Below are 20,174 nucleotides of genomic sequence, written 5' to 3' on the forward strand. Positions count from 1 at the left end.
CACCCCCGGGCTCCGACGGGTGCCCGGGCCACGCTCCACAGGGAGGAGTCCCGGTGCCCACCACGCCCGCCGATCTGGCCGCCTGTCCGACACGCGGCGAACGTGCCGACCCGTTGGTGTTACTCGCCGCGCAGGCGCGCAACCGCGTGCCCGAACTCATCCCCGTCCGGCATGCGCGGATGGCGGCAACACCGTTCACCTTCTATCGCGGCGCCGCCGCGGTCATGGCCGATGATCTGTCCCGGACCCCCGACACCGGCATCATCACCCAGCTGTGCGGGGACGCCCACCTCAGCAACCTCGGCCTGTTCTTCAGCCCGGAGCGTCGAATGGTGTTCGACCTCAACGACTTCGACGAGACCCACATCGGGCCCTTCGAATGGGACGTGAAACGACTGGCCGCGAGTTTCGCGATCGCGGGTCGCAACAACGGGTTCGACGACAAGACCAACCGCAAGATCGCCAAGACGGTGGCGAAGGCCTACCGCCGGACCATCAGACGCAGTGTGTCGATGACGACGCTCGAGTGCTGGTACGCCGGAATCGATGTCGAGTCCATGCTCGCGGATCTGGGCGATCGCCTGGACACCTCGATGACCGCACGGACGCAGAAGGCGTTGCGCAAGGCTCGGCACCGGAACAGCGCGCAGGCGCTGGCCAAACTCTGCGAGATCGACCCAGAGGGCGACGCGCGCATCCGCAGTGACCCTCCGCTGCTGGTCCCGCTGACCGAACGCTTCACCGACGAGGACGCCGCCGTGGTCGAGGAGCGGGTCCGGGAGCGGGTCGACAGTTACCGGGCGACACTGCCGTTGCACGTGCAGACCTTGCTCGCGCAGTTCTCCCTCGTCGACATCGCGTTCAAGGTCGTCGGTGTGGGCAGTGTCGGGACCCGCGCGTGGATCGTGCTGATGATGGGCAGAAGCCTGGAGGACCCGCTCTTCCTCCAGGTCAAGGAAGCGCAGCGGTCGGTGCTCGCCGACCATGTGCCGTCGTCGGGTTTCGACAACCAGGGACAACGCGTCGTCGAGGGGCAGCGGCTGTTGCAGGCGGCCAGCGACCTCTTCCTCGGCTGGTCGACGGGACTCGACGAGAACGGGGATCGCCGTGACTTCTACGTGCGTCAGCTCCGCGACGGCAAGGGGTCGGTCGTCGTCGAGGCGCTCGAACCCGAGGGGATGAAACTCTATGCGCGCCTGTGTGGGGTGGCTCTCGGCCAGGCCCACGCCCGCACGTCGACACGGTTCGACATCGCGCGGTATCTCTCCGAGACAACGGGTTTCGCCGACGCGATGGCGGACTTCTCGATCAACTACGCCGATCTCAACGACGCCGACCATGTCCAGATGACGGCGGCGATCAACCGTGGTGAGCTGAGTGTGTACGACCTCGCCGCAGAGGATGAGAAGGCGAAGGGAAAGGGTTGACCCGGCCCCGGCTGTGGTACACAGGCCGCAGGGCGAACCGACAGTCGAAGCCGACAGGGAGACGTGTGCATGGACGATGCGACATTGCGGGATCGGGTGCGGGAGTTGATGCCTCGCGCGAAATCGGATCTGGCGGAGATGGTTCGGTTCCGGTCGGTCCACGACCCGCAGCAGTTCCCGCCGGAGGAATGCGACGGCATGGTCGACTGGCTGCTCACGACATTCCGGGAGCTGGGCGTCGACGATGTCGCCGCGCACGTGACCAGTGACGGTTCCAAGGCCGTCACCGGGCAGATCCCCGGTCCGGAAGGCGCGCCGACGGTCCTGTTGTATTTCCACTACGACGTGCAGCCGCCGCTGGGCGATGACGAATGGGATTCCCCGGTCTGGGAGCTGACCGAGCGCGACGGCCGCTGGTACGGCCGCGGAGCCGCGGACTGTAAGGGCAACATCGCCGTTCATCTCACCGCGCTGCGTGCGCTCGCCGGCGACCTCGGCGTCACCGTGAAGATCATCGGCGAGGGCTCGGAGGAGCAGGGGACCGGTGGACTCGAGCACTTCGCGGTCGAGAACCCCGACCTCCTGCGCGCCGACGCCATCCTGATCGCCGACTCCGGTAACTTCGCCGTCGGCAAACCGAGCCTCACCACGACGCTGCGTGGCATCGCCAACATCGACGTCTCGGTCGAGACCCTGGAATCGGCAATGCATTCCGGAATGTTCGGCGGAGCTGCGCCCGACGCGCTCGCCGCCCTCATCGCGATGTTGGCCACGCTGCGTGACGAACACGGCAACACCACCATCACCGGTCTCGACGCCGACGCCGAGTGGCCCGGCGTGTCCTATCCGCCCGAACAGTTCCGTTCGGATGCAACGGTTCTCGACGGCGTCGAACTCGTGGGGTCCGGGTCGGTGTCGGACATGGTGTGGGCGCGGCCCGCGGCGACGGTGCTCGGCATCGACTGCCCGCCGGTGGTCGGGTCCTCCGCAGCCGTCCAGCCGCGGGCCCGGGCGCGCATCAATCTGCGGGTGCCACCGGGAATGGACCCGACCTACGCTCAGGACGCGCTCATCGAACATCTCACCGCGGTCACCCCGTGGAATGCGCGGGTGTCCTTCGAACGCGAGGCGGTGGGTTCGCCGTTCGTCGGCTCCACCGCCGGGCCGGCCTACGAGGCGCTCACCGACGCGCTGGCGACCGCCTACGGCAGCGAGGTGCTGATCCAGGGGCAGGGCGGGTCGATCCCGCTCTGCAACGTCCTGCAGAGCACCTTCCCGGACGCCGAGATCATGCTGTTCGGTGTCGAGGAACCGCAGTGTCTGATCCATGCGCCGAACGAGAGCGTCGATCCGACGGAGATCGAGCGGATCGCGCTCGCCGAGGCTCTCTTCCTGCGTGATTACGCGTCCCGCGCGGCGGAGGCGCCGAAGTCGGCCGCCACCACTGGAGAGGTCTAGCGAGAGTCGGGTTCGCCCGCGAACCGTCGTACGAGGAGGTCCTTCAGCTCGGGCCGACTCGCCGCGACGAGGATGAACGAGGCCTCCCGAAACAGTCGCTCCGCGTCGCTGCCGCGCAGCAGTGCCTCGCCGCCGCGTGCTGCGACGAGGGCGGCGACCGCCTCGAGAGCGAGCCGGGCGGCGTCGGCGCGAGCGGCCGACAACGCCGTGGCGTCGTCCATCGCCGAGTCGAGAGCCATCCGTGCCTCGTCGGCCCGCTCACGGAGACGTCGTGCGGCGGGCGCCCGTCCCGCCACGTCGAGGAGTGCCGTGCAGCGCCGGACGAGTCCGAACGGCAGCGTGCCGTTGAGGCGGACGCCGACGTTCTGGTTCGTGAAGAACTCGTCGATCGAGACGCGACTGACGACCCGGGCGTCGGGAACCGGGAGGCCGTCGACCTGCAGTGACACGGTCGACGTCGCCGCCGCGGCGGTCAGCTCGACCGGGGATGCCCGAACGGCGGTGGGCAGCTCGGCGGTGGGCAGCTCGGCGGTGGGGAGGATCGCGGCGATGACGTCGTCGGTCTCGGTATCGCGGGCGGAGATCTGCAGGAGGTCGACGGTTCCCCAGCCGCTGACGAATGGCGCATGCCCGGTGAAGACCCAGCCGTCGTCGGTGCGGGTGGCGGTCATCCGGGGCGGGCTCGGGACGACTCCGGCGTAGGCGACCCCCGCACGTAGCCGGCCGGTGACTGTCGGCTCGAGCAGCTCGTCGCGTAACGATCTGTTCGGCGTTCGGGACAGGGAGATGACGACACCGTGGTGCTGGAGCCAGGTGAACGCGGTCGACAGGCAACCGCTGACCAGAACCTCCAAGATCTCGGTGACCTCGCCGAACTCGAGCCCGGGTCCACCGGCCTCGACCGGCGCGGCGATCCCGTAGAGGCCGGCGTCGGCGAGTGCCCGCCAATGGGATGAGGGTACGACGCCGGTCCGGTCGACCCCGGCGGCAGCGGGGAACAGGACGTCGTCGGCGACCCGAAGGGCCTCTGTGCGCAGGGTGCTCCGGCGCGCGGCCGGGTCCTGGTTGCTCACGGGGTCCACCCTACGTCGCAGCAGACGTGGACGTATGACCCACTCCCTGAGCGAAGTGGATAGGGAAAGTCCGCGTCCCGCAGCACAATCCCGTGACGAAGACCCACCGATTTGGGACCAAAGGCCCAAGACCGGGGGCCGACCCGTCGGTAACCTCTGATGTGGGTCGGAGGAGACTCTCGTGAAAGGAATCAGGTGGGCGCAGGTCCCAATGGTGGTGACGGGCAAGTGATGAGCATTGCGTTGGAACGTGTTTCGCACAGCGAGCAGGTTTCTCGTGGCGGAGTGTCCGACTTGCGTACCAGTGAGCGGTATCTACGCGCCGCGGTCACCGACCTCATCGAGCGTAATTTCCGCGACCCCGATTTCAGTGTCGAGGTCGTGGCACGGCACCTTCACGTGAGTCGCCGGCACCTCTACCGTGTTCTCGCCGGTAGTCCGACGTCGCTGGCCGAGATGATCGCCGACCGCCGTCTCGAGTGGGCCCGGCGCCTGTTGACGGGGCCGGGAAACCTGAAACTCGAAGCGGTGGCCCATGCTTCGGGCTTCGCCTCCACGGCGACGATGCGCAACCGCTTCCGCGCCAAGTACGGGCTCACCCCCGACGAATTCCGGCGCGCTGCAGCGGCAACCGACGCAGAAGCCAGCTAAACGATTTCGGCGCAAGCACTTTGGGTGCTTGCGCCGAAATCGTGTTCCGTTCAGTGCCGCATCGCGGCCGGAGGGCGGACCGTCACAGGGTGCACAGCGGCGAGTAGTCGCTGCGTCCACCGGTCGTCGGTGAGACGAGGAACGTGCACGGGTTGAAACCGACCTTCTCGATCTCCTTGGTCAGGCGACGCAACTCGGCGTCGGAGACCACCTTGTCGCGGGAGAGAAGGAACCCCGAGGCGCGACTTGGATCGCCGACGATCGAGTACTTGTAGGGGCCGTCCGGGTTCTCGCCGTCCTCGATGTGGGCGATGATGTAGTTCGGTGCCCCGTTGGGGTTGATACTCGCCGGTGTCTGCGGGAACCGCACACTGAGCTGGGCGTTCGACTTCGTGTCGACGACGGTGGCGCGGCCGAGCACGCCGCCCTTCATGCCGGTGGGTCCGGTGCACTGGTTGTCGACGCCGATGGTCTTCGCGTCGATCCGGGTGTAGAAGGCGCTGGTGTCCTTGGCGCAGGTCACTCCCCAGAACGAGGGCACGGTGGCGAGCTGCCACCATTTGCCGAGGTAGCGGTCGACGTCGACCTTCTCCACCGGGGCGAGCGGCGCGGCCTGTGCCGAACCGGTTCCGATGACGAAACCGAGTCCGACGACGATTCCGGCCACGAGGGCTGCGAGGGTGCGTGTGACGCGCATGGTTTCCTTTCGTGGCCCGATCATCTCCGTCGAGCCCCAATGGGCTGTCGAGAAGGGTTCGGACCACGGCGGGTCACGGATGGGTCGTGGGCACCCTGCAGGCCTCGTCGGCCGGCATCGACGCTGGTGGAGCGGGGAGATTACAGGTTGTAGGCGTTGTTCGGGTTCCAGGTGGAGACCGCCCAGATGACGATGAGGTCGAGGACGATGATCAGGATCGCCCACGCCGGGTAGTAGGGCAGCCACAGGAACTGGGCGATGATCGACAGCGAGGCGATCACGATGGCCGCGATGCGCGCCCAGTCGGCGCCGACCGCGAGACCACCGGCGATGAGGATGCCGGCGATGCCGAGGATCAGGTGGATCCAGCCCCACGCGGTGAGGTCGAACTCGAAGACATAGTTGCGGCCGACGACGAACAGCTCGTCGTTGGCGATCGCCGAGATGCCCTGGAAGACCGAGACCAGGCCGGCGACGAACAGCAGCGCGGCGGCGACGATCGAGATCCCGAAGGCGAAGCCCTGCTTGGCGGACGAGTTCGCCTGCTGATCGGGGGAGGCGCTCATGATGGCGTCCTTTCGTGTTGGTGAACACCGGCGCCCAGTGATCCTGAACGACGGCGCGATGGCGTTGTTGCGGGTGGACCTTAACCAAGAATGGGACGTCCGACCCGCATCCCACAGCGTTTCGCTCACTTCGGGCACATCTTTGACCAGGCGATTTAGTACTCGGCGGGGGTCCGGTATAAGCTATCGCAGGCTACACACGGGGTGTGGCGCAGCTTGGTAGCGCGCTTCGTTCGGGACGAAGAGGTCGTGGGTTCGAATCCCGCCACCCCGACAGAGATCGACCACGGTCGGTCAACAAGATGTGTTGGTTGAGACACAGCAGTGAGACCCCGGTCCGCAGAGATGCGGCCGGGGTTTCCTCGTTAATTAGGCCACGCTGGTTGTTGACCTAAAGAGCCTGAGGCGTCCTTATGCTTTGCTGGAGGATCTGTACTCGTGTCTTACGAATCGCGCTGCCCGTGATACGAGGATGCTTGGTCGTTCCACGCGGTGCGCTGCTGAACATGGTGATGCTGTCTGACCGCGGCTGACAGGCGTTGCGTTTAGAGGCGCGTTGGCCGAATTCGCTGCCAGCCTCACGCGCACGACCACCGACATGGGAACCCTTCGAAAGAGGGTGCGCCATGTACTGCGATGCGTGGCCAGGCACCGGTAAGCGACCTCGAATCGAGGCGCTTGTCGCGGCACTGGGTTAGCCGAGCCCGAATGGGGATTGTGGTAGTGGCTGAATGAAAGTGCTAGTTGCCGATCACTTCAAGGTCCGGCATGACTCGCAGCATGAACTGCTCAAAGTGAGGAACAGTGAAGTCGGCGTACCCGTAATCAGGTGTATACAGAAGTCCCATACCTACGAGTTCAGACCGGATAGGAGCGACCTGGCTGCTCTCACGTCTTAGGACGGTTGCAACGTCCTGTGCTTTCTGTTTGCCGGGTCCGAGTTCGGCCATCGCGCGTAAATACTGCTTCTGCCGTGTGGTACAGCGGTCGAAGCGGACTCGAAAGAAGGATTCGTCCAACTTGCTTGTGTAAAGCGCTTCAGCGTCGACGATGTCCTGACGAGTGATTACAGATCCCTCGGCGGTCGTCCAAGCGGCGTAACCCAGCTCTTGCAGGAAATACGGGTACCGGCCAGTGAGTTCCAGAGCCAAGTCGAGGGCATCAGAATCGAAGGACGCGCCTTCTATGCGAGCGGGGCCGTCTAGTGCCTCCCGGGCATCATCTGACTCTAAGTGTCCGATCGTCGGGAACTGAAACAGGCGCTCCGCGTACGACTTGGCATCACCAGCGAGTTCCGCGATCTGAGGAAGTCCGGCTCCAACCATCGTGATCGGTAGTGTTCGCTGAACTACCTTGTGAATGCTGGAGATTAATGCTTCTAGTTGGCTCTGAGACAGAAACTGAACCTCATCGAAGATCAGGACCACGCCGCGGCTTGCTTCTTGCGCGGCTTCCCCGACTGCAACGAAGAGATCAGACATATCCAGGGTTAGGTCGCCGTGGTCTGCCACCCCTGGTTCCGTATCTCCGAAGTCAAATCCGACTTGAATGGTTCCGGAGACGTCGGCAGAGAGCGAGAACGATCCGAGGACCCGACCGGCACGCTTAAATCGATCTGTCCAGCGTGCTCGCGGCGAGAGTTCGAGAAGGGCACTGCGCATCCGACTTCCGATAGCGCGTCTGAATTCCCCATCGTCATGCTTGCTGATCTCGAGTTCCGCTACGACCCAGTTCGCCGCCAGTGCCTTCTCGCGGAACTTCCCGAGGAGCACGGTCTTGCCCACACCGCGAAGCCCAGTCACGATCATCGACTGCTGAGGTCGCCCTCGGGCAACTCGGGCCAGGAGGAGGTCGAACGACTCTAGCTGCGGGTTGCGACCCGTCAGCGTCGTGGGCTGAGCTCCAGCATTCGGTGTGTATGGGTTTGCGAGCGGGTCCACCGTCCACCTTTCGAAGTTTTGTACAGTTTAGCCGTTCTCGCTAAAGTTAGATAAACTCTAAAAACCGCAGTCTGATGATGCTCGCCCGCCGATATGGGCGAGGATCGCCGGGTCGTCGGTGACGAATCGGTCGACCTCTTCACCGCCGTCGCAGCGCAACAGGCTCACCGTCACGCTCTCCGCGCCGCGGTGGACGACCCGCCAGCCGGCCCCGGAGTCCTCCCAGCGCTGCAGGTCGTCGAGGGTCACGCGGGGGCCGTTCAGCAACCCAGCTGCCGGGCGAGGTCCAGCAGATCCGGTGCGTGGAAGTCGTTGTCGGGTGACCCGGAATCGTCCTTGGGCTCGCCGCCCCACTCGTCCGGGCGCTCGATGAACGCGGTGCGCAGGCCGAAGGAGCGTGCGGCGTCGAGGTCGGCCTGGTGTGTCGCGACCATCATCACCTCGTCCGGCTCCACCTCGAGCAGTTCGGCCAGGCCGCAGTAGGTCTCGCGTGCGGGCTTGTAGTGCCGCCAGAGGTCGGAGCCGCCGATGACATCCCAGGCGAAGTCGTTGTGCCGGGCCATGTCGGTCAGCAGCGCCACGGTGCCGCTGCTGAGCGCGCACACGATGAAGTCCCGCTTGAGTCGTCGAATCCCTTCCGCGGCATCGGGCCAACCGGGGATGGCACGCCACGCTCGTACGAGCGCGCGGCTCTGATCGGCGTCCAGAGCCACATCGAAGACCGCTGCGACCTCGTGGAGGGTCTCGGTCTGCAGATCGTCCAGACGGCGCCAGGGGAGCTCTCCGGCCTCGACGCGCGCGAGGATCGGTGAGTAGCGACTGCGCCACTCGCGGGCGAAGGCGGCGGCGTCGACGTCGGGCACGGTGCGTGCGACGGCACCGGCGATGCCGGTGAACCAGTCGGTGACCGTCCCGAAGGTGTCGAACGCCAGGACCTTCACCCCGAGGGAGTTCACGAGCCGGTGTGCTCCCGACGTGTTCGGTTGCCCGTCACAGGGTCTCGCGGGCCAGCTGCGGCAGCGACTGGTCGGCGTCGTAGTCGGCGTCGCCGTGTGAGACCGGGGTGAGGGTCAGCAGGCTGGCCTCCGGACGGCAGCAGAAGCGTGCGGGCGCGTATGGGGAGGTGCCCAGTCCGGCACTGACGTGCAGCTTCATCGACGAGCCCCAGTTCGACGGCCCCTTCACCCGGGAGCGGTCGATGTGGCAGTTGGTGACGAGGGCACCGAAGAACGGCAGGCACAGCTGCCCGCCGTGGGTGTGGCCGGCCATCACCAGGTCGTAGCCGTCGGCGGCGAAGCGGTCGAGGACCCGCGGTTCGGGCGAATGCGTGAGCCCCAGGCGCAGGTGTGCGAGGGGGTTGGGGCGCCCGGCGATGGTCTCGTAGCGATCCCGCTCGATGTGCGGGTCGTCGACGCCGGATGCGACCACGCGGACGCCGCTGACCTCGAGCTCACGCACGGTGTGCGTGGCGTCCAGCCAGCCGCGTTCGGTGAACGCCGCCCGGAGGTCCTGCCAGGGAAGCGGTTCACCGTGCGTTCGCTGATGGTCCTTCTTGAAGTACTTCAGCGGGTTCTTCGGCTTGGGGCCGAAGTAGTCGTTGGACCCGAAGACGAACAGGCCCGGCCGCGACAGGAGGCCACCGAGAGACTGGATCACCGCGGGCACCGCCTGCGGGTGCGCGAGGTTGTCGCCGGTGTTGACCACGAGGTCGGGTTCGAGGGCCTCGAGCTCGGAGATCCACGCCTGCTTGAGCCGCTGGTTGGGCATCATGTGCAGGTCGCTGATGTGCAGGACCCGCAGGGGAGAGGCGCCGGGTTCGAGGACCGACAGCGTCGTGTGGCGCAGGGCGAAGGCGTTGCGCTCGATGACGGTCGAGTAGACGAGACCGGCGGCGGCCAGCCCCGCGGCACCGACGAGTGCGCGCGAACCGACCCCGGAACCGGACGAACCGAGGCGTGAGCGGAAGTCGAGTTCGGAGTGCTGCATCTGTTCAGAATACGCACCTACGAGCGCATGCCCACCCCCTTCGGTGGGCCGCACGGGCGACCCACCGCCGGAAGCAGAGGTGCTCCGGCCGGTGACTCAGCCGGGTAGCTGGATGACGACGGGGCCAACGCCCGGAACCACGACGGTGGTCTCGGTGGGGCCGTTGCCGCTGTCGCCGCCTGCGCGTCGACCGTTGCTCACGTAGATCGTCACCGTGCTGCCCGGCATCGCCGAGTCCGACGGCGCGGTGAACACGACGGTGCCCTTCGGGCGACCGCTGTCGACCTCGAGTTCGTTGACCTTGAAACCGTCCCGCTGGAGCCGTGAGGTGGCCTCACTGGCTGTCAGGCCGCTGACCTGCGGAATCCGGCCGCGATCACTGCCGCGCCAGTACTCGCGGTCGACCGGGGGCAGCCGGACCGGACCGAACTTCGTGGCCACCGGCTTCATCGCCTGGAACCATGTGCGCGCGGGCTCCATACCGCCGTACAGGTCGCCGTCGTAGCAGGACCGCAGCGGGCTGCTGCAGACGCCCTGCGGGTTCGGGCCGTCGCTGTAGACGTAGGCGGCGCCGGCGATCTGGTTGGTGAAACCGATGAACGCGGAGCTGCGGTGGGCCTCGGTGGTACCGGTCTTGCCCGACATCGGGAGGGTCCAGCCGGCCGAACCGGCCGCGCCGGCCGCGGTGCCGCCGCCCTTGTCGTCCTTGCTCAGCGCGTTGGCGAGGGTGTCGGCGAGGCCCTTGTCGACGACCTGTTCGCAACCCGGCGAGTTGAACGGGACCGAGGTGAGGGCGCGTTGCCCGTCGGGGCCGATCACCGGGTTGCCGTACTGGTCCCGCTTGACGCGGCTGATGGCCTTGATCGGATTGGGCGGGCACCAGACCCCGCCGGAGGCGAGGGTCGCGGCCACGTTGGCGAGTTCGAGACCGTTGAGCGGCAGCGGTCCGAGGGTGAACGAGCCGAAGTTCCCGTCCTTGACGTACTGCGCCATGCTCTTCTCGCCGTAACCCGAGGAGCCGGGCACCGTGTATGAGCGGAGTCCGAGGCGGACGGCCATGTCGACCGCCGGCTTCACGCCGACCTGCTGCAGCAGCTTGACGAAGGCGGTGTTCGGCGACTGGGCGAGTGCATCGGACACCGACAGTGATGCCGGGTACCGGCCGTCGTTCTTGACGCAGTAGGAGTTCTCCGGGCATCCGTTGGCTCCGGCGCTGTTACCCATGCCCTCCACGGCGACGAAGCCGGGGACCGGGATACTCGAGCCCGCACCGAGGCCCTTCTCCATGGCCGCTGCGACGGTGAAGATCTTGAACACCGAGCCCGCGCCGTCACCGACGGTGGAGAACGGCTGCGGCTGCATCGTCTCGCCGGCGGCGAGGTTCAGACCGTAACGGCGGCTCGACGCCATCGACAGCACGTCGTGGGACTTGTCGCCGGGACGGATGGTGCTCATGACGTCGGCGACGCCGTCGGCGGTGGGGGAGGCCTGGGCCTTCACCGCGCGATCCGTTGCGCGCTGGACGTCGGGGTCGAGGGTTGTCTGGATGATGTAGCCGCCGCGCAGCACCGAGTTGCGCGACATGCCGTTCTCGGCGAGGAACTGCAGCGCGTAGTCGCAGAAGAAGCCCTCGTTGTCGGCGGCGATGCAGCCCTGGGTCGGCGTCCGCGGACGCGGCAGCACGCCGAGCGGCTTCTCCTTGGCCGCGACCAGCTCGGCCCGTCGTTCGGGGAAGTTGTCGATCATCGTGTCCAGCACGAGGTTCCGGCGGGTCAGTGTGCCCTCGGCGTTACTGTAGGGATTCAGCGCCGAACTGGACTGGACCATGCCGGCGAGCATCGCAGCCTGCTCGACCTGGAGGTCCTTGGCCGGGATGCCGAAGTAGGTCTGCGCGGCCGCCTCGATGCCGTAGGCGTTGTTGCCGAAGGGGACGACGTTCAGATAGCGGGTGACGATCTGCTTCTTCGCCTCCTGCTTGGCGGCAGCGTCGTCGAGGCCCTTGTCACGCTTGGCCTGGTCGATGAGGGTCTGTTCGAGCGTGAGCGCCATGCGCACCTCGCGCAGCTTGCGCGCGGGGGTCGTCTCGACCGCGGCCTGGCGATCGGCCTCGGTCCGGGCCAGGACGAGCAGTTGATAGTTCTTGATGTACTGCTGGTCGAGTGTCGAGGCGCCCTGCTGGACCTCGCCGGATGACGAGTTCTTCAGCGCGGCGCGGATGGTGCCCTTCCAGTCGACGCCGTCGTGCTCGAGGAAGCGCCGGTCCTCGACGGAGATGATCGCGCGGATCATGTCGGGCGAGATGTCGTTGTATCCGACCTGGTAGCGGTACTGGTCGAACAGCACCGCGATCGGCTTCCCGTTGACGTCGGTCATGGTGGTGACCTCCGGCAACGTGCCGTTCAGTAGTTCGGAGGAGACGTTCTCGACTGCCGCTGCCGCCCGGTTGGAGACGACGCCGACCCCACTGGCCACCGGATAGAGAAGGCCCGCGACGAGAATGCCGGCCAGCAGGCTCGCCCAGGCCAGTGACCACAGCTTCTTCGACATCACCCCGACAGGATACGTGCGATCGGCCCGAACATCGCCCAGCCTCGCCCTCGGGGATCCGCGGGGACCGTGGCGCCCGGACCACGATCCCGCAACCCTCCGATCGGATGAGTTTGCACGGTGGTCCCACTTTGTTGCGCTCCAGGGGTTGCGCACCCATGCACAGATCCCTAGATTGAGTGCAGAATGTGACTCACTTAACAGTGAGTTGTAAATGTGGTCTGAGCAGCGAGTTGAGTCCCGAGCTCGGGGCCTATGCGGAACACGACAGTAGGGGTGGCGGATGGCGACAGCGGCAGTTTCTACCGGAGAAGATCGCTTGGCCTGGGTGGCCAAGGCGCGGTGCCGGGGCGGAGACCCGGACGATCTGTTCGTGAGAGGAGCAGCTCAGCGCAAGGCCGCGACCATCTGCCGGCACTGCCCGGTACAGCTCGAATGCGGTGCAGATGCCCTCGACAACCGCGTCGAATTCGGTGTGTGGGGTGGCCTGACCGAGCGTCAGCGTCGCGCACTCCTGCGCCAGCACCCCGAGGTCACCTCGTGGTCGGCGTTCTTCGAAGCCCAGCGTCGCCGCCAGCGCGCCGACGCGGTCTGATCACCGCAGACCCTTCAGTCAGAGCAATTCGGCTCGACCGGCAGATGCCGGCCGAGCCGAATTGTCATCCGTGGGTGTTCCGCGGGCTCAACCGCGTCCGGTGATCTGTTCGGCGACGGCGCGAAGGGCGGTCACGTCCGCGACCTCGAACGGCAGCGCCGGGACCCCGACGATCGGAACCCGGGGATGGGCGGCCGTGAACCGTTGCAGCAGGTGCAGTTCGCGCTTTCCGGTGGCGGCGCGATCGGCGTGGATCTGCAGCACCCCGCGAGTCAGGTCGTCGGTGACCGACTCCAGCGCCACCAGCGCTGCCTCCTCGTGGATCGAGGTGAGGTTCGGGTGGGTCCGGTTGAGGATCAGGCCTGCGAGCGGCATCGTCTCCTCCGACAACCGGTCGACGAAGAACGCGGCCTCACGCAGGGCGTCGGCCTCGGCCGCCGCGACCACCGCGAACTGGGTGCCCGGCTGCTTCAGCAGTTCGTAGGTCTTCAGGGCACGGTCCTGGAAGCCGCCGAACATCGAGTCGAGCGACTGCACGAACATCGCGACGTCGCGCAGCATGTCGCCGCCGATGATGGTGGAGACGCCGCGCATCGCCAGGCTCATCGCGCCGGTGACCATACGGCCCACGCCGCGTCCGCCGCCGACCAGAACCTTCATCAGCCGGCCCGACAGGAACGAGCCGAGGCGCTGCGGGGCGTCGAGGAAGTCGAGTGCGTTCCGCGACGGCGGGGTGTCGACGACGATGAGATCCCAGTGGTCCTGCTCGAGCAACTTGCCGAGCTTCTCCATCGCCATGTACTCCTGCGTGCCGGAGAACGAGGACGCGACGGTCTGATAGAAGGCGTTCTGCATGATCGCCTCGGCGCGTTCCGGAGTGGAGTACTCGAGCACCATCTCGTCGAAGGTGCGGCGCATGTCCAGCATCATCGCGTCGAGCGTGCCCTTGCCCTCGATCGGCACGGGCTGCGGCTCGTTGGTGAGCTCGGACATGCCGAGGGACTGGGCGAGCCGTTTGGCCGGGTCGATGGTGAGGACTGCGACCGTGCGCCCCTGCTCGGCGGCATACATCGCCATGGCGGCCGCCGTCGTGGTCTTGCCGACGCCGCCTGCGCCACAACAGATGACGACACGTGTCCCGGGGTCGGTGAGTACCGCTCCCATCTTGAGATCGAGTGGCATCACGCACCCGCTTTCTGGAGGAGGTTGGCCAGCTCGTAGATGGAACCGAGGTCGATGCCGTCGCCGAGGGACGGCAGTTCGAGCGTCGGCAGCTCCACCTCGTCGAGCTGTGCCTTCGCGATCTGCTGCGCCTGCAGGCGGGTCGCGTGTTCGATCGTCTCGGTGAGCAGGCCGGACAGGTCGCCGTCGGCGAGCTTCATCCCTGCGGCCGTCAGGTTCTCCTCGATGCGCGCGGCATCGATCCGGCCCTCGGCGATCTCGTCGATCGCGTCGGCGGGCAGGTGCGGGGCGCTGACCCGGTTGATGATGAGGCTGCCGAGATTGAGGTTCTTGCCGCGCAGCTCGTCGATTGCCTCGATGGTCTCCTGGATCGGCATCGCCTCGAGCAGCGTCACCAGATGGACGACGGTCTCCTCCGAGTGCAGCAGGCGGACGACGCCCTCGCTCTGATTGCGGATCGGGCCGGTCTTGGCGAGGTCGGCCATCGCCTGGGTGACGTCGAGGAAGTTGCCGATCCGGCCGGTCGGCGGCGCGTCGACGACCACCGCGTCGTACACGCGGTCGCCCTTCTTGTCGGTGTGGATGATGCGCTCTTTGATCTTGCCGGTGAGCAGCACGTCGCGAAGACCCGGTGCCACCGTGGTCACGAAGTCGATGGCGCCGATGCGCTTCATCGCCCGGCCGGCGAAGCCGAGGTTGTAGAACATGTCGAGGTATTCGAGCAGTGCGTGCTCGATGTCGATGGCGAGCGCCGACACCTCACCGCCGCCCTCGGCGGTTGCGATCCTGGTGTCGGTCGGCGGCAGCGGCGGGATGTCGAAGAGCTGCGCGATGCCCTGCCGGCCCTCGGTCTCGACGAGGAGGACCTTCTTGCCGTCGGCGGCCAGCGCGAGTGCCAGCGCCGCCGCGATCGTCGTCTTACCTGTTCCGCCCTTGCCCGATACGAAGTGCAACCGGGCGCGCGATGCCGCGTCCGGCCACTCGTTGTCGACAGTGACTGAAGACTTGTCTGTCACGCCGGAATCGAGACCTTCCCCCGCCCCGGAACGTGAGCCCTGTTCATTGGCCACCGCAACACCTTATCCATTCATCGTCGGCAGTTAGGGTGAGTCCATGAGTGAAGTGACCGCGTGGGAATACGTGACGGTGCCGCTGCTGACGCACGCAACCAAACAGATCCTCGATCAGTGGGGTGCGGACGGCTGGGAACTGGTGTCGGTGCTCCCCGGCCCGACCGGTGAGCAGCACGTCGCCTACCTGAAGCGACCGAAGGGCTGAGCATGGCTGCGACCTGGACAGATCGACTCGCCGAACTCGGCATCGCGCTGCCCGACGTGGTGCCGCCGGTGGCCAGCTACACGCCGGCCGTGCGGACGGGCAACCTCGTCTACACCTCGGGGCAGCTCCCGATCGTCGACGGCGAACTCTCCGTACACGGCAAGGTGCACGACGGTGCCGAGGGCGTCGTCCGTCCGGATGAGGCCACCGCCGCGGCTCGGGTCTGCGCGCTGAACGCGCTCGCCGCGGTGCACGCGCTGGTCGGAATCGACTCGGTGGTGCGCATCGTCAAGGTGGTCGGCTTCGTGGCGTCCGCCCCGGGCTTCACCGGGCAGCCGAAGGTCATCAACGGCGCATCGGACGTGCTCGGTGAGATCTTCGGCGACGCGGGCGTCCACGCCCGGTCGGCCGTCGGTGTCGCGGAATTGCCGCTCGGTGCACCCGTCGAGGTGGAACTGATCGTCGAAGTGGCCTGACGCCTCCTTGGACGTCGCGCTACTGATCGTCGCGGCCGCCGCTGCCGGCTGGGTCGACGCCGTGGTCGGCGGCGGCGGACTGGTGTTGATCCCCGCGATGCTGATCGCGCAGCCCGGCCTGCCGACGGCGACGGCTCTCGGCACCAACAAACTCGCCGCCGTCTTCGGCACCGCGTCGGCCGCCTGGCGCTATGTGCGGCACGTGCGCATCGACCTGCGCCGGCTCGTCCCGGTGTTCGTCGCCGCGCTCGTGTTCTCGGCTCTCGGTGCGCTGGTGGCGATCTCGCTGCCGACGGAGATCTTCACGCCCATCGTGCTGGTGATGCTCGTCGGGGTCGGGCTGTTCGTCGCGCTGAACCCCGGGTTCGGCGGCGACGCCTCCGCGGGCCCGCGGTCGCAGCTGTCCACGATCGCCGGTCTGGTGATCGCCGGTGTCGTCATCGCGTTCTACGACGGGGTGATGGGTCCCGGTACCGGGACCTTCCTCATCATCAGCCTCACCGCGCTCGTCGGGACGTCGTTCCTGGAGAGTTCGGCGATGGCCAAGGTCATCAACACCGGCACCAACCTCGGGGCGCTGACGGTTTTCGGACTGCAGGGAAACGTCTTGTGGCTCTTGGGTCTCGGGCTGGCGGCGGCCAACATCGTCGGCGCCCAGATCGGCTCGCACATGGCCATCGGACGCGGCAGCTCCTTCGTCCGGTGGGTCCTGCTCGCCGTCGTCGTGGTGATGGTCGGGAAGCTCGGGTACGACCTGATCACGGACTGATCCGGGACCGGGACGACCGAACCCCGAACCGGGAGCGACCCGCGGACTTATCCTCGTCATCAGGTCGGTCGCATGCGTCACCCGATGCTTCGACGGCCGCCCGGCGAGGCGGTGCGGAATGACCGATGCCACGACTCCCGGAACGGCCGCGCCGCTGTCGGGAAAGCAACGGGTCCTCGCCCTCCTGCTCGCGATGGCCATGTTCGTGCTCGTCGTCGACACGTCGGTCATGAACGTATCGATCTCGGCCGTCGTCCGCGACCTGGAGACGACCGTCAGCGGCGTGCAGTCCGCGATCGCGCTCGAGGCCCTGGTGTCGGCGGCGTTCATCCTGATCGGCGGCAAGGTGGGGGATCTCATCGGACGACGCCGCGCCTACGTCCTCGGCCTGCTCGGCTACGCCGTCGGAGCGATGGCGATGGTGTTCGCGCAGGGACTCATGGCCGTCATCGTCTTCTGGGCGATCATCGGCGGCATCGGGGCGTCCCTGCTGTTGCCGGCGATGCAGTCGCTCGTCCACGGGAACTTCACCGGCGACGACCAGAAGCGGGTCTACGCCCTCGTCGGTGCGGCCGCAGCGATCGCGGCGGCGGTCGGTCCGCTGCTCGGCGGATTCATCACGACGTACCTCTCCTGGCGGCTCGCTTTTCTCGGCGAGGTCGTAATCATCGCGATCGTGTTGTGCGGCATCGGGCTCGTGCGCGATGTCGAGTTCACCGGGTCGCGCGGGGTCGACCTCGTCGGTGCCCTGCTCTCGGTGATCGGCATGGGTGGCATCGTCCTCGGAATCCTGGTGTGGCAGGAGGGTGGTGAAGCCGTCGGAGGGCTGCTGGTGGTCGGGGCCGCCGCACTCGCGGGGTTGACCCGGTGGCTGATCCGGCGGCGACGAGCCGGCCGGTCCACTCTGCTCGACCCGGACCTGTTCCGGTCCAAGCCGTTCCGGATCGGGGTGAGTCAGCAACTGCTCCAACAGATCGCGCTCGGCGGCATCATGATCGCGTTGCCGATCTACCTGCAGATGGTGCTCGAGTACGACGCGATGCAGGCCGGGCTGTCGTTGGCGCCCTTGTCGCTCAGCATGTTCGCGGTGGCACTGCTCGCCGGTAGGAAGGCGGGCGAGCTACCCGCATCGGCCGTCGTCCTCGTCGGTTTCGCGCTCCTCACCGCGGGCATCGCGGTGCTGATCCCGATCGTGCCGCGCGCCGAATTCGGCTGGGGACTGATCCTCCCTCTCCTCGTGGCCGGTTCGGGACTCGGACTGCTCGTCTCCCAACTCAACGACTACACGCTGGGACCGATGAGCGAGGAACGGGTGAGCGAGGCGGCCGGGACGAACTCCGCCGCCGGGTCGTTCGGACTCTCCTTCGGCCTGGCCTGTGCCGGCGCGGTCCTGCTGGCGTCGCTGGCGTTCGGGTTCACCCGCGAGTCGGAATCGAGCGCGGTGCTGGAACCCGCCGAGCAGCAACGTGTCGCACAGGTGCTCGACGACGACGCTCAGGTCATGAGCACTTCCCACCTGTCCGAACTGCTCGCCGGACAACCCGAGGATGTCCGTGCCGAGATCCTCCGGATCAACACCGACGTCCGGCCCTTGGCGTTGCAGGTTGCCCTGGTGATCCCGCTGGCCGCGGGTGCGCTCGGAACCCTGAACGCGTTGCGCATGCGGCGCGCGGGTTGAAATGACTTGGTGGTCTCGCGCGGGAACGTCGATGCTGTGGGGGTGAACGCCTCGAGTGAATCCGTCGCCGATCCGATGCGTGCGGCGATCCAGCGCCGCACCGTCGTCCTGTTGTGCCTGGTCCAGGTTCTGGGTGGCGTGTCCATGGGCGGGGCGCTGGCCCTCGGCGCGATCCTCGGCGAGGAACTGTCCGGGACAGAGTCGTTGGCGGGGCTGCCGACGACGGTGCTGACCCTCGGTGCGGCGGCGGCCGGTCTGCCGCTGGCGTCTCTGGCGTCGGCGCGGGGCCGGCGACCCGCACTCGCCACCGGTCTGCTCGTCGCCGCCGCGGGCGCGCTCATCGTGGCCCTCGGTGTGGATCGGGGTTGGTTCCCGGTGATGCTCGCCGGGATGACGGCCCTCGGGTCGGGTACCGCGGTGAGCCTCCAGGCACGTTTCGCGGCAACGGATCTGGCGTCACCGGAGACTCGGGGACGGAATCTCTCGCTGGTGGTGTGGATGACGATGGTAGGCGCCGTGGTCGGGCCCGCGCTGGTGCCGCTGGGGGCGGCGGTCGCGGGATGGGTCGGGATGGCCGACCTGTCAGGGCCGTTCCTGCTGGGGGCCGTCGGATGCCTGTGTGCCGCCGCCGTACTCGTCATCGGACTGCGCCCCGACCCGCTGATCGAAGCCAACCGTGGGGCCCCGGAGTCGACGTCGAGGCCGTCGCCGGCAGAGGGGCTTTCGGCGATCGTACAGTCTCCGCAGGCCCGAGCGGCGTTGGCTGCGGTCGTCTCGGCGCATGCGGTGATGGTCGGGGTGATGGCACTGACTCCCGTACACATGCACCACGGCGGCGCGTCTGTGACGCTCGTCGGGTTGTCGATCAGTGCCCACATCGCCGGGATGTACGCGCTTTCGCCGATCATGGGCATCCTCGCCGACCGCGTGGGACGGGTACCGGTCATCCTCGGCGGGCAGGCGGTGCTGGTCGTCAGTTGCGTCGCCGGGTTCGTCTTCGTCGACTCGCAGGCCGGCCTGGTCGTCGCCCTGGTGCTGCTCGGCATCGGGTGGTCGGCGTCCACGGTCGCGGCGTCGACCCTGCTGACCGATGCTGTTGACACCACGAGACGTGCTGCTGCACAGGGAGTCTCGGACACATCGATGAGCCTTGCGGGGGCCGGGGCAGGCGCGCTCGCCGGAGTCGTGGTGGGGGCGTTCGGATACGCCGCCCTCGTCCTGGGCGCCGGGACGATCGCCGTCCTCACCGCCGCGTATGTCGTCGTCGACGGTGCACGTGGGCGACGACCGGCGGCGATGGCCTAGAGTTCGACCGCAGGCGGTGCCGCGGCGTGAAAGAGGCGGCCGACGAGTGATACGTGACAGGGACCCCGGTCGGGGGCCGAGGAACAGGAACAGATACCGATGACCTTCTCCGGACAGCCCATCCGCGATCAGGCCGTACCGCCGAGCTGGCACAGCAGATTCGCCTTCTTCGACGCCTACGGACCGCCCGCCGACCCACCCGCCCGGGAGGCGATGAGGCAGTTGCCCTTCGGACAGCGCGCACGGCTCACGTTCAACCCACTGGCGTTCTTCTTCGGGCCCATCTACTTCGCCGTCAAGGGCATGTGGCGCAAGGGCCTGACGCTGTTCGCGCTGACACTGGTGCTCAACTTCGTGCTGTTGACCCTGAACGTCCCGAGCAGCTTCGACCTGGCCATCGCGTGTGGTGTCGGTGCGCTGTACGCGACCACCGCGAACTACGCGTGGTACCTGCACGTCCGGAACGACAACCGGTCGTGGAACCCCTTCGAGGGTATGGGCCGCAGCAAGAGCTGACCGCGGATCGACTCGGCGCGATCGGATACG

At 67.2% G+C, this 20,174-nt stretch carries 20 protein-coding genes and 1 tRNA gene; 11 read left to right on the forward strand and 10 right to left on the reverse strand.

Features of this window, described 5'->3' with window-relative positions:
- Window positions 1-53: 53 nt before the first annotated feature.
- Together M1L58_RS11480 and M1L58_RS11485 are read left to right on the forward strand one after the other, a co-directional pair.
- Window positions 54-1,427: a DUF2252 domain-containing protein gene (locus tag M1L58_RS11480; protein WP_248658988.1), complete on the forward strand. Its 1,374-nt coding sequence runs from the start codon at window positions 54-56 to the stop codon at window positions 1,425-1,427.
- A gap of 69 nt (window positions 1,428-1,496) precedes the next feature.
- Window positions 1,497-2,885, forward strand: a complete 1,389-nt coding sequence (locus tag M1L58_RS11485; protein WP_248658989.1) for a dipeptidase — start codon at window positions 1,497-1,499, stop codon at window positions 2,883-2,885.
- Here the strand turns inward: M1L58_RS11485 and M1L58_RS11490 are convergent.
- On the reverse strand, window positions 2,882-3,958 hold the full coding sequence (locus M1L58_RS11490) for an acyl-CoA dehydrogenase family protein (RefSeq protein WP_248658990.1): 1,077 nt from the start codon (window positions 3,956-3,958) through the stop codon (window positions 2,882-2,884). The two genes, M1L58_RS11485 and M1L58_RS11490, sit on opposite strands and share 4 nt — an antisense overlap.
- A 195-nt stretch (window positions 3,959-4,153) precedes the next feature.
- On the opposite strand from M1L58_RS11490, the gene M1L58_RS11495 reads away from it, so the two are divergent.
- Window positions 4,154-4,609 (forward strand): helix-turn-helix domain-containing protein, encoded by a 456-nt coding sequence (locus tag M1L58_RS11495; RefSeq protein WP_374112700.1) that lies wholly within the window; start codon window positions 4,154-4,156, stop codon window positions 4,607-4,609.
- 82 nt (window positions 4,610-4,691) lie between these two features.
- Here the strand turns inward: M1L58_RS11495 and M1L58_RS11500 are convergent, their stop codons facing one another.
- Together M1L58_RS11500 and M1L58_RS11505 are read right to left on the reverse strand one after the other, a co-directional pair.
- Window positions 4,692-5,306 carry a lipocalin family protein gene (locus M1L58_RS11500; protein ID WP_248658991.1) on the reverse strand — a complete coding sequence of 205 codons (615 nt, stop codon included), beginning with the start codon at window positions 5,304-5,306 and terminating at the stop codon, window positions 4,692-4,694.
- A 140-nt stretch (window positions 5,307-5,446) separates the two neighbouring features.
- Window positions 5,447-5,872: a DUF7144 family membrane protein gene (locus M1L58_RS11505; protein WP_006866583.1), complete on the reverse strand. Its 426-nt coding sequence runs from the start codon at window positions 5,870-5,872 to the stop codon at window positions 5,447-5,449.
- Between the two features lie 200 nt (window positions 5,873-6,072).
- Between M1L58_RS11505 and M1L58_RS11510 the strand changes: the two genes are divergently transcribed.
- Window positions 6,073-6,146 (forward strand) — tRNA-Pro (locus M1L58_RS11510).
- A 466-nt stretch (window positions 6,147-6,612) separates the two neighbouring features.
- Here M1L58_RS11510 and M1L58_RS11515 read toward each other — a convergent pair.
- From M1L58_RS11515 to M1L58_RS11535, 5 genes are all read right to left on the reverse strand, one after another.
- Window positions 6,613-7,812, reverse strand: a complete 1,200-nt coding sequence (locus M1L58_RS11515; protein WP_248658992.1) for an AAA family ATPase — start codon at window positions 7,810-7,812, stop codon at window positions 6,613-6,615.
- 57 nt (window positions 7,813-7,869) lie between these two features.
- A complete protein-coding gene (locus tag M1L58_RS11520; RefSeq protein ID WP_248658993.1) occupies window positions 7,870-8,061 on the reverse strand; it encodes a hypothetical protein in 192 nt (63 codons plus the stop codon).
- An 11-nt stretch (window positions 8,062-8,072) separates the two neighbouring features.
- Window positions 8,073-8,768 (reverse strand): haloacid dehalogenase type II, encoded by a 696-nt coding sequence (locus M1L58_RS11525; RefSeq protein ID WP_248658994.1) that lies wholly within the window; start codon window positions 8,766-8,768, stop codon window positions 8,073-8,075.
- Between the two features lie 34 nt (window positions 8,769-8,802).
- A complete protein-coding gene (locus M1L58_RS11530) occupies window positions 8,803-9,798 on the reverse strand; it encodes a metallophosphoesterase (RefSeq protein WP_006866586.1) in 996 nt (331 codons plus the stop codon).
- Between the two features lie 96 nt (window positions 9,799-9,894).
- Window positions 9,895-12,345, reverse strand: a complete 2,451-nt coding sequence (locus tag M1L58_RS11535; protein WP_040535922.1) for a penicillin-binding protein — start codon at window positions 12,343-12,345, stop codon at window positions 9,895-9,897.
- A gap of 283 nt (window positions 12,346-12,628) precedes the next feature.
- On the opposite strand from M1L58_RS11535, the gene M1L58_RS11540 reads away from it, so the two are divergent.
- Window positions 12,629-12,940, forward strand: coding sequence for a WhiB family transcriptional regulator (locus tag M1L58_RS11540; protein WP_035754718.1), 312 nt, complete (start codon window positions 12,629-12,631; stop codon window positions 12,938-12,940).
- Window positions 12,941-13,027: 87 nt separating this feature from the next.
- Here M1L58_RS11540 and M1L58_RS11545 read toward each other — a convergent pair whose 3' ends face one another.
- A complete protein-coding gene (locus M1L58_RS11545) occupies window positions 13,028-14,122 on the reverse strand; it encodes an ArsA family ATPase (protein ID WP_006866589.1) in 1,095 nt (364 codons plus the stop codon).
- Window positions 14,122-15,192, reverse strand: coding sequence for an ArsA family ATPase (locus M1L58_RS11550; RefSeq protein ID WP_006866590.1), 1,071 nt, complete (start codon window positions 15,190-15,192; stop codon window positions 14,122-14,124). The genes M1L58_RS11545 and M1L58_RS11550 overlap by 1 nt, the downstream gene beginning before the upstream one ends.
- A 43-nt stretch (window positions 15,193-15,235) precedes the next feature.
- On the opposite strand from M1L58_RS11550, the gene M1L58_RS11555 reads away from it, so the two are divergent.
- From M1L58_RS11555 to M1L58_RS11580, 6 genes are all read left to right on the forward strand, one after another.
- Window positions 15,236-15,400 carry a DUF4177 domain-containing protein gene (locus tag M1L58_RS11555; protein WP_004022081.1) on the forward strand — a complete coding sequence of 55 codons (165 nt, stop codon included), beginning with the start codon at window positions 15,236-15,238 and terminating at the stop codon, window positions 15,398-15,400.
- A 2-nt stretch (window positions 15,401-15,402) separates the two neighbouring features.
- A complete protein-coding gene (locus M1L58_RS11560) occupies window positions 15,403-15,876 on the forward strand; it encodes a RidA family protein (RefSeq protein WP_006866591.1) in 474 nt (157 codons plus the stop codon).
- 7 nt (window positions 15,877-15,883) lie between these two features.
- Complete coding sequence (locus M1L58_RS11565; protein WP_248658995.1) at window positions 15,884-16,645, forward strand: TSUP family transporter; 762 nt, start codon at window positions 15,884-15,886, stop codon at window positions 16,643-16,645.
- 118 nt (window positions 16,646-16,763) lie between these two features.
- Entirely contained in the window at window positions 16,764-18,323 is a 1,560-nt protein-coding gene (locus M1L58_RS11570) for an MFS transporter (protein WP_248658996.1), read from the forward strand.
- A gap of 75 nt (window positions 18,324-18,398) precedes the next feature.
- Complete coding sequence (locus tag M1L58_RS11575; protein ID WP_282578620.1) at window positions 18,399-19,628, forward strand: MFS transporter; 1,230 nt, start codon at window positions 18,399-18,401, stop codon at window positions 19,626-19,628.
- Window positions 19,629-19,727: 99 nt separating this feature from the next.
- Complete coding sequence (locus M1L58_RS11580; protein ID WP_248658998.1) at window positions 19,728-20,144, forward strand: DUF2628 domain-containing protein; 417 nt, start codon at window positions 19,728-19,730, stop codon at window positions 20,142-20,144.
- The last annotated feature ends 30 nt before the right edge of the window (window positions 20,145-20,174 follow it).

The sequence above is a fragment of the Gordonia sp. C13 genome, from assembly GCF_023218005.1.
GTDB lineage: Bacteria > Actinomycetota > Actinomycetes > Mycobacteriales > Mycobacteriaceae > Gordonia > Gordonia namibiensis.

Coding starts and splice junctions, on each gene's coding strand:
- M1L58_RS11485 (WP_248658989.1), top strand. CDS start 1,497: ATGGACGATGCGACATTGCGGGATCGGGTGCGGGAGTTGATGCCTCGC.
- M1L58_RS11500 (WP_248658991.1), bottom strand. CDS start 5,306: ATGCGCGTCACACGCACCCTCGCAGCCCTCGTGGCCGGAATCGTCGTC.
- M1L58_RS11505 (WP_006866583.1), bottom strand. CDS start 5,872: ATGAGCGCCTCCCCCGATCAGCAGGCGAACTCGTCCGCCAAGCAGGGC.
- M1L58_RS11530 (WP_006866586.1), bottom strand. CDS start 9,798: ATGCAGCACTCCGAACTCGACTTCCGCTCACGCCTCGGTTCGTCCGGT.
- M1L58_RS11535 (WP_040535922.1), bottom strand. CDS start 12,345: ATGTCGAAGAAGCTGTGGTCACTGGCCTGGGCGAGCCTGCTGGCCGGC.
- M1L58_RS11540 (WP_035754718.1), top strand. CDS start 12,629: ATGGCGACAGCGGCAGTTTCTACCGGAGAAGATCGCTTGGCCTGGGTG.
- M1L58_RS11545 (WP_006866589.1), bottom strand. CDS start 14,122: ATGCCACTCGATCTCAAGATGGGAGCGGTACTCACCGACCCCGGGACA.
- M1L58_RS11555 (WP_004022081.1), top strand. CDS start 15,236: ATGAGTGAAGTGACCGCGTGGGAATACGTGACGGTGCCGCTGCTGACG.
- M1L58_RS11560 (WP_006866591.1), top strand. CDS start 15,403: ATGGCTGCGACCTGGACAGATCGACTCGCCGAACTCGGCATCGCGCTG.
- M1L58_RS11570 (WP_248658996.1), top strand. CDS start 16,764: ATGACCGATGCCACGACTCCCGGAACGGCCGCGCCGCTGTCGGGAAAG.
- M1L58_RS11575 (WP_282578620.1), top strand. CDS start 18,399: ATGCGTGCGGCGATCCAGCGCCGCACCGTCGTCCTGTTGTGCCTGGTC.
- M1L58_RS11580 (WP_248658998.1), top strand. CDS start 19,728: ATGACCTTCTCCGGACAGCCCATCCGCGATCAGGCCGTACCGCCGAGC.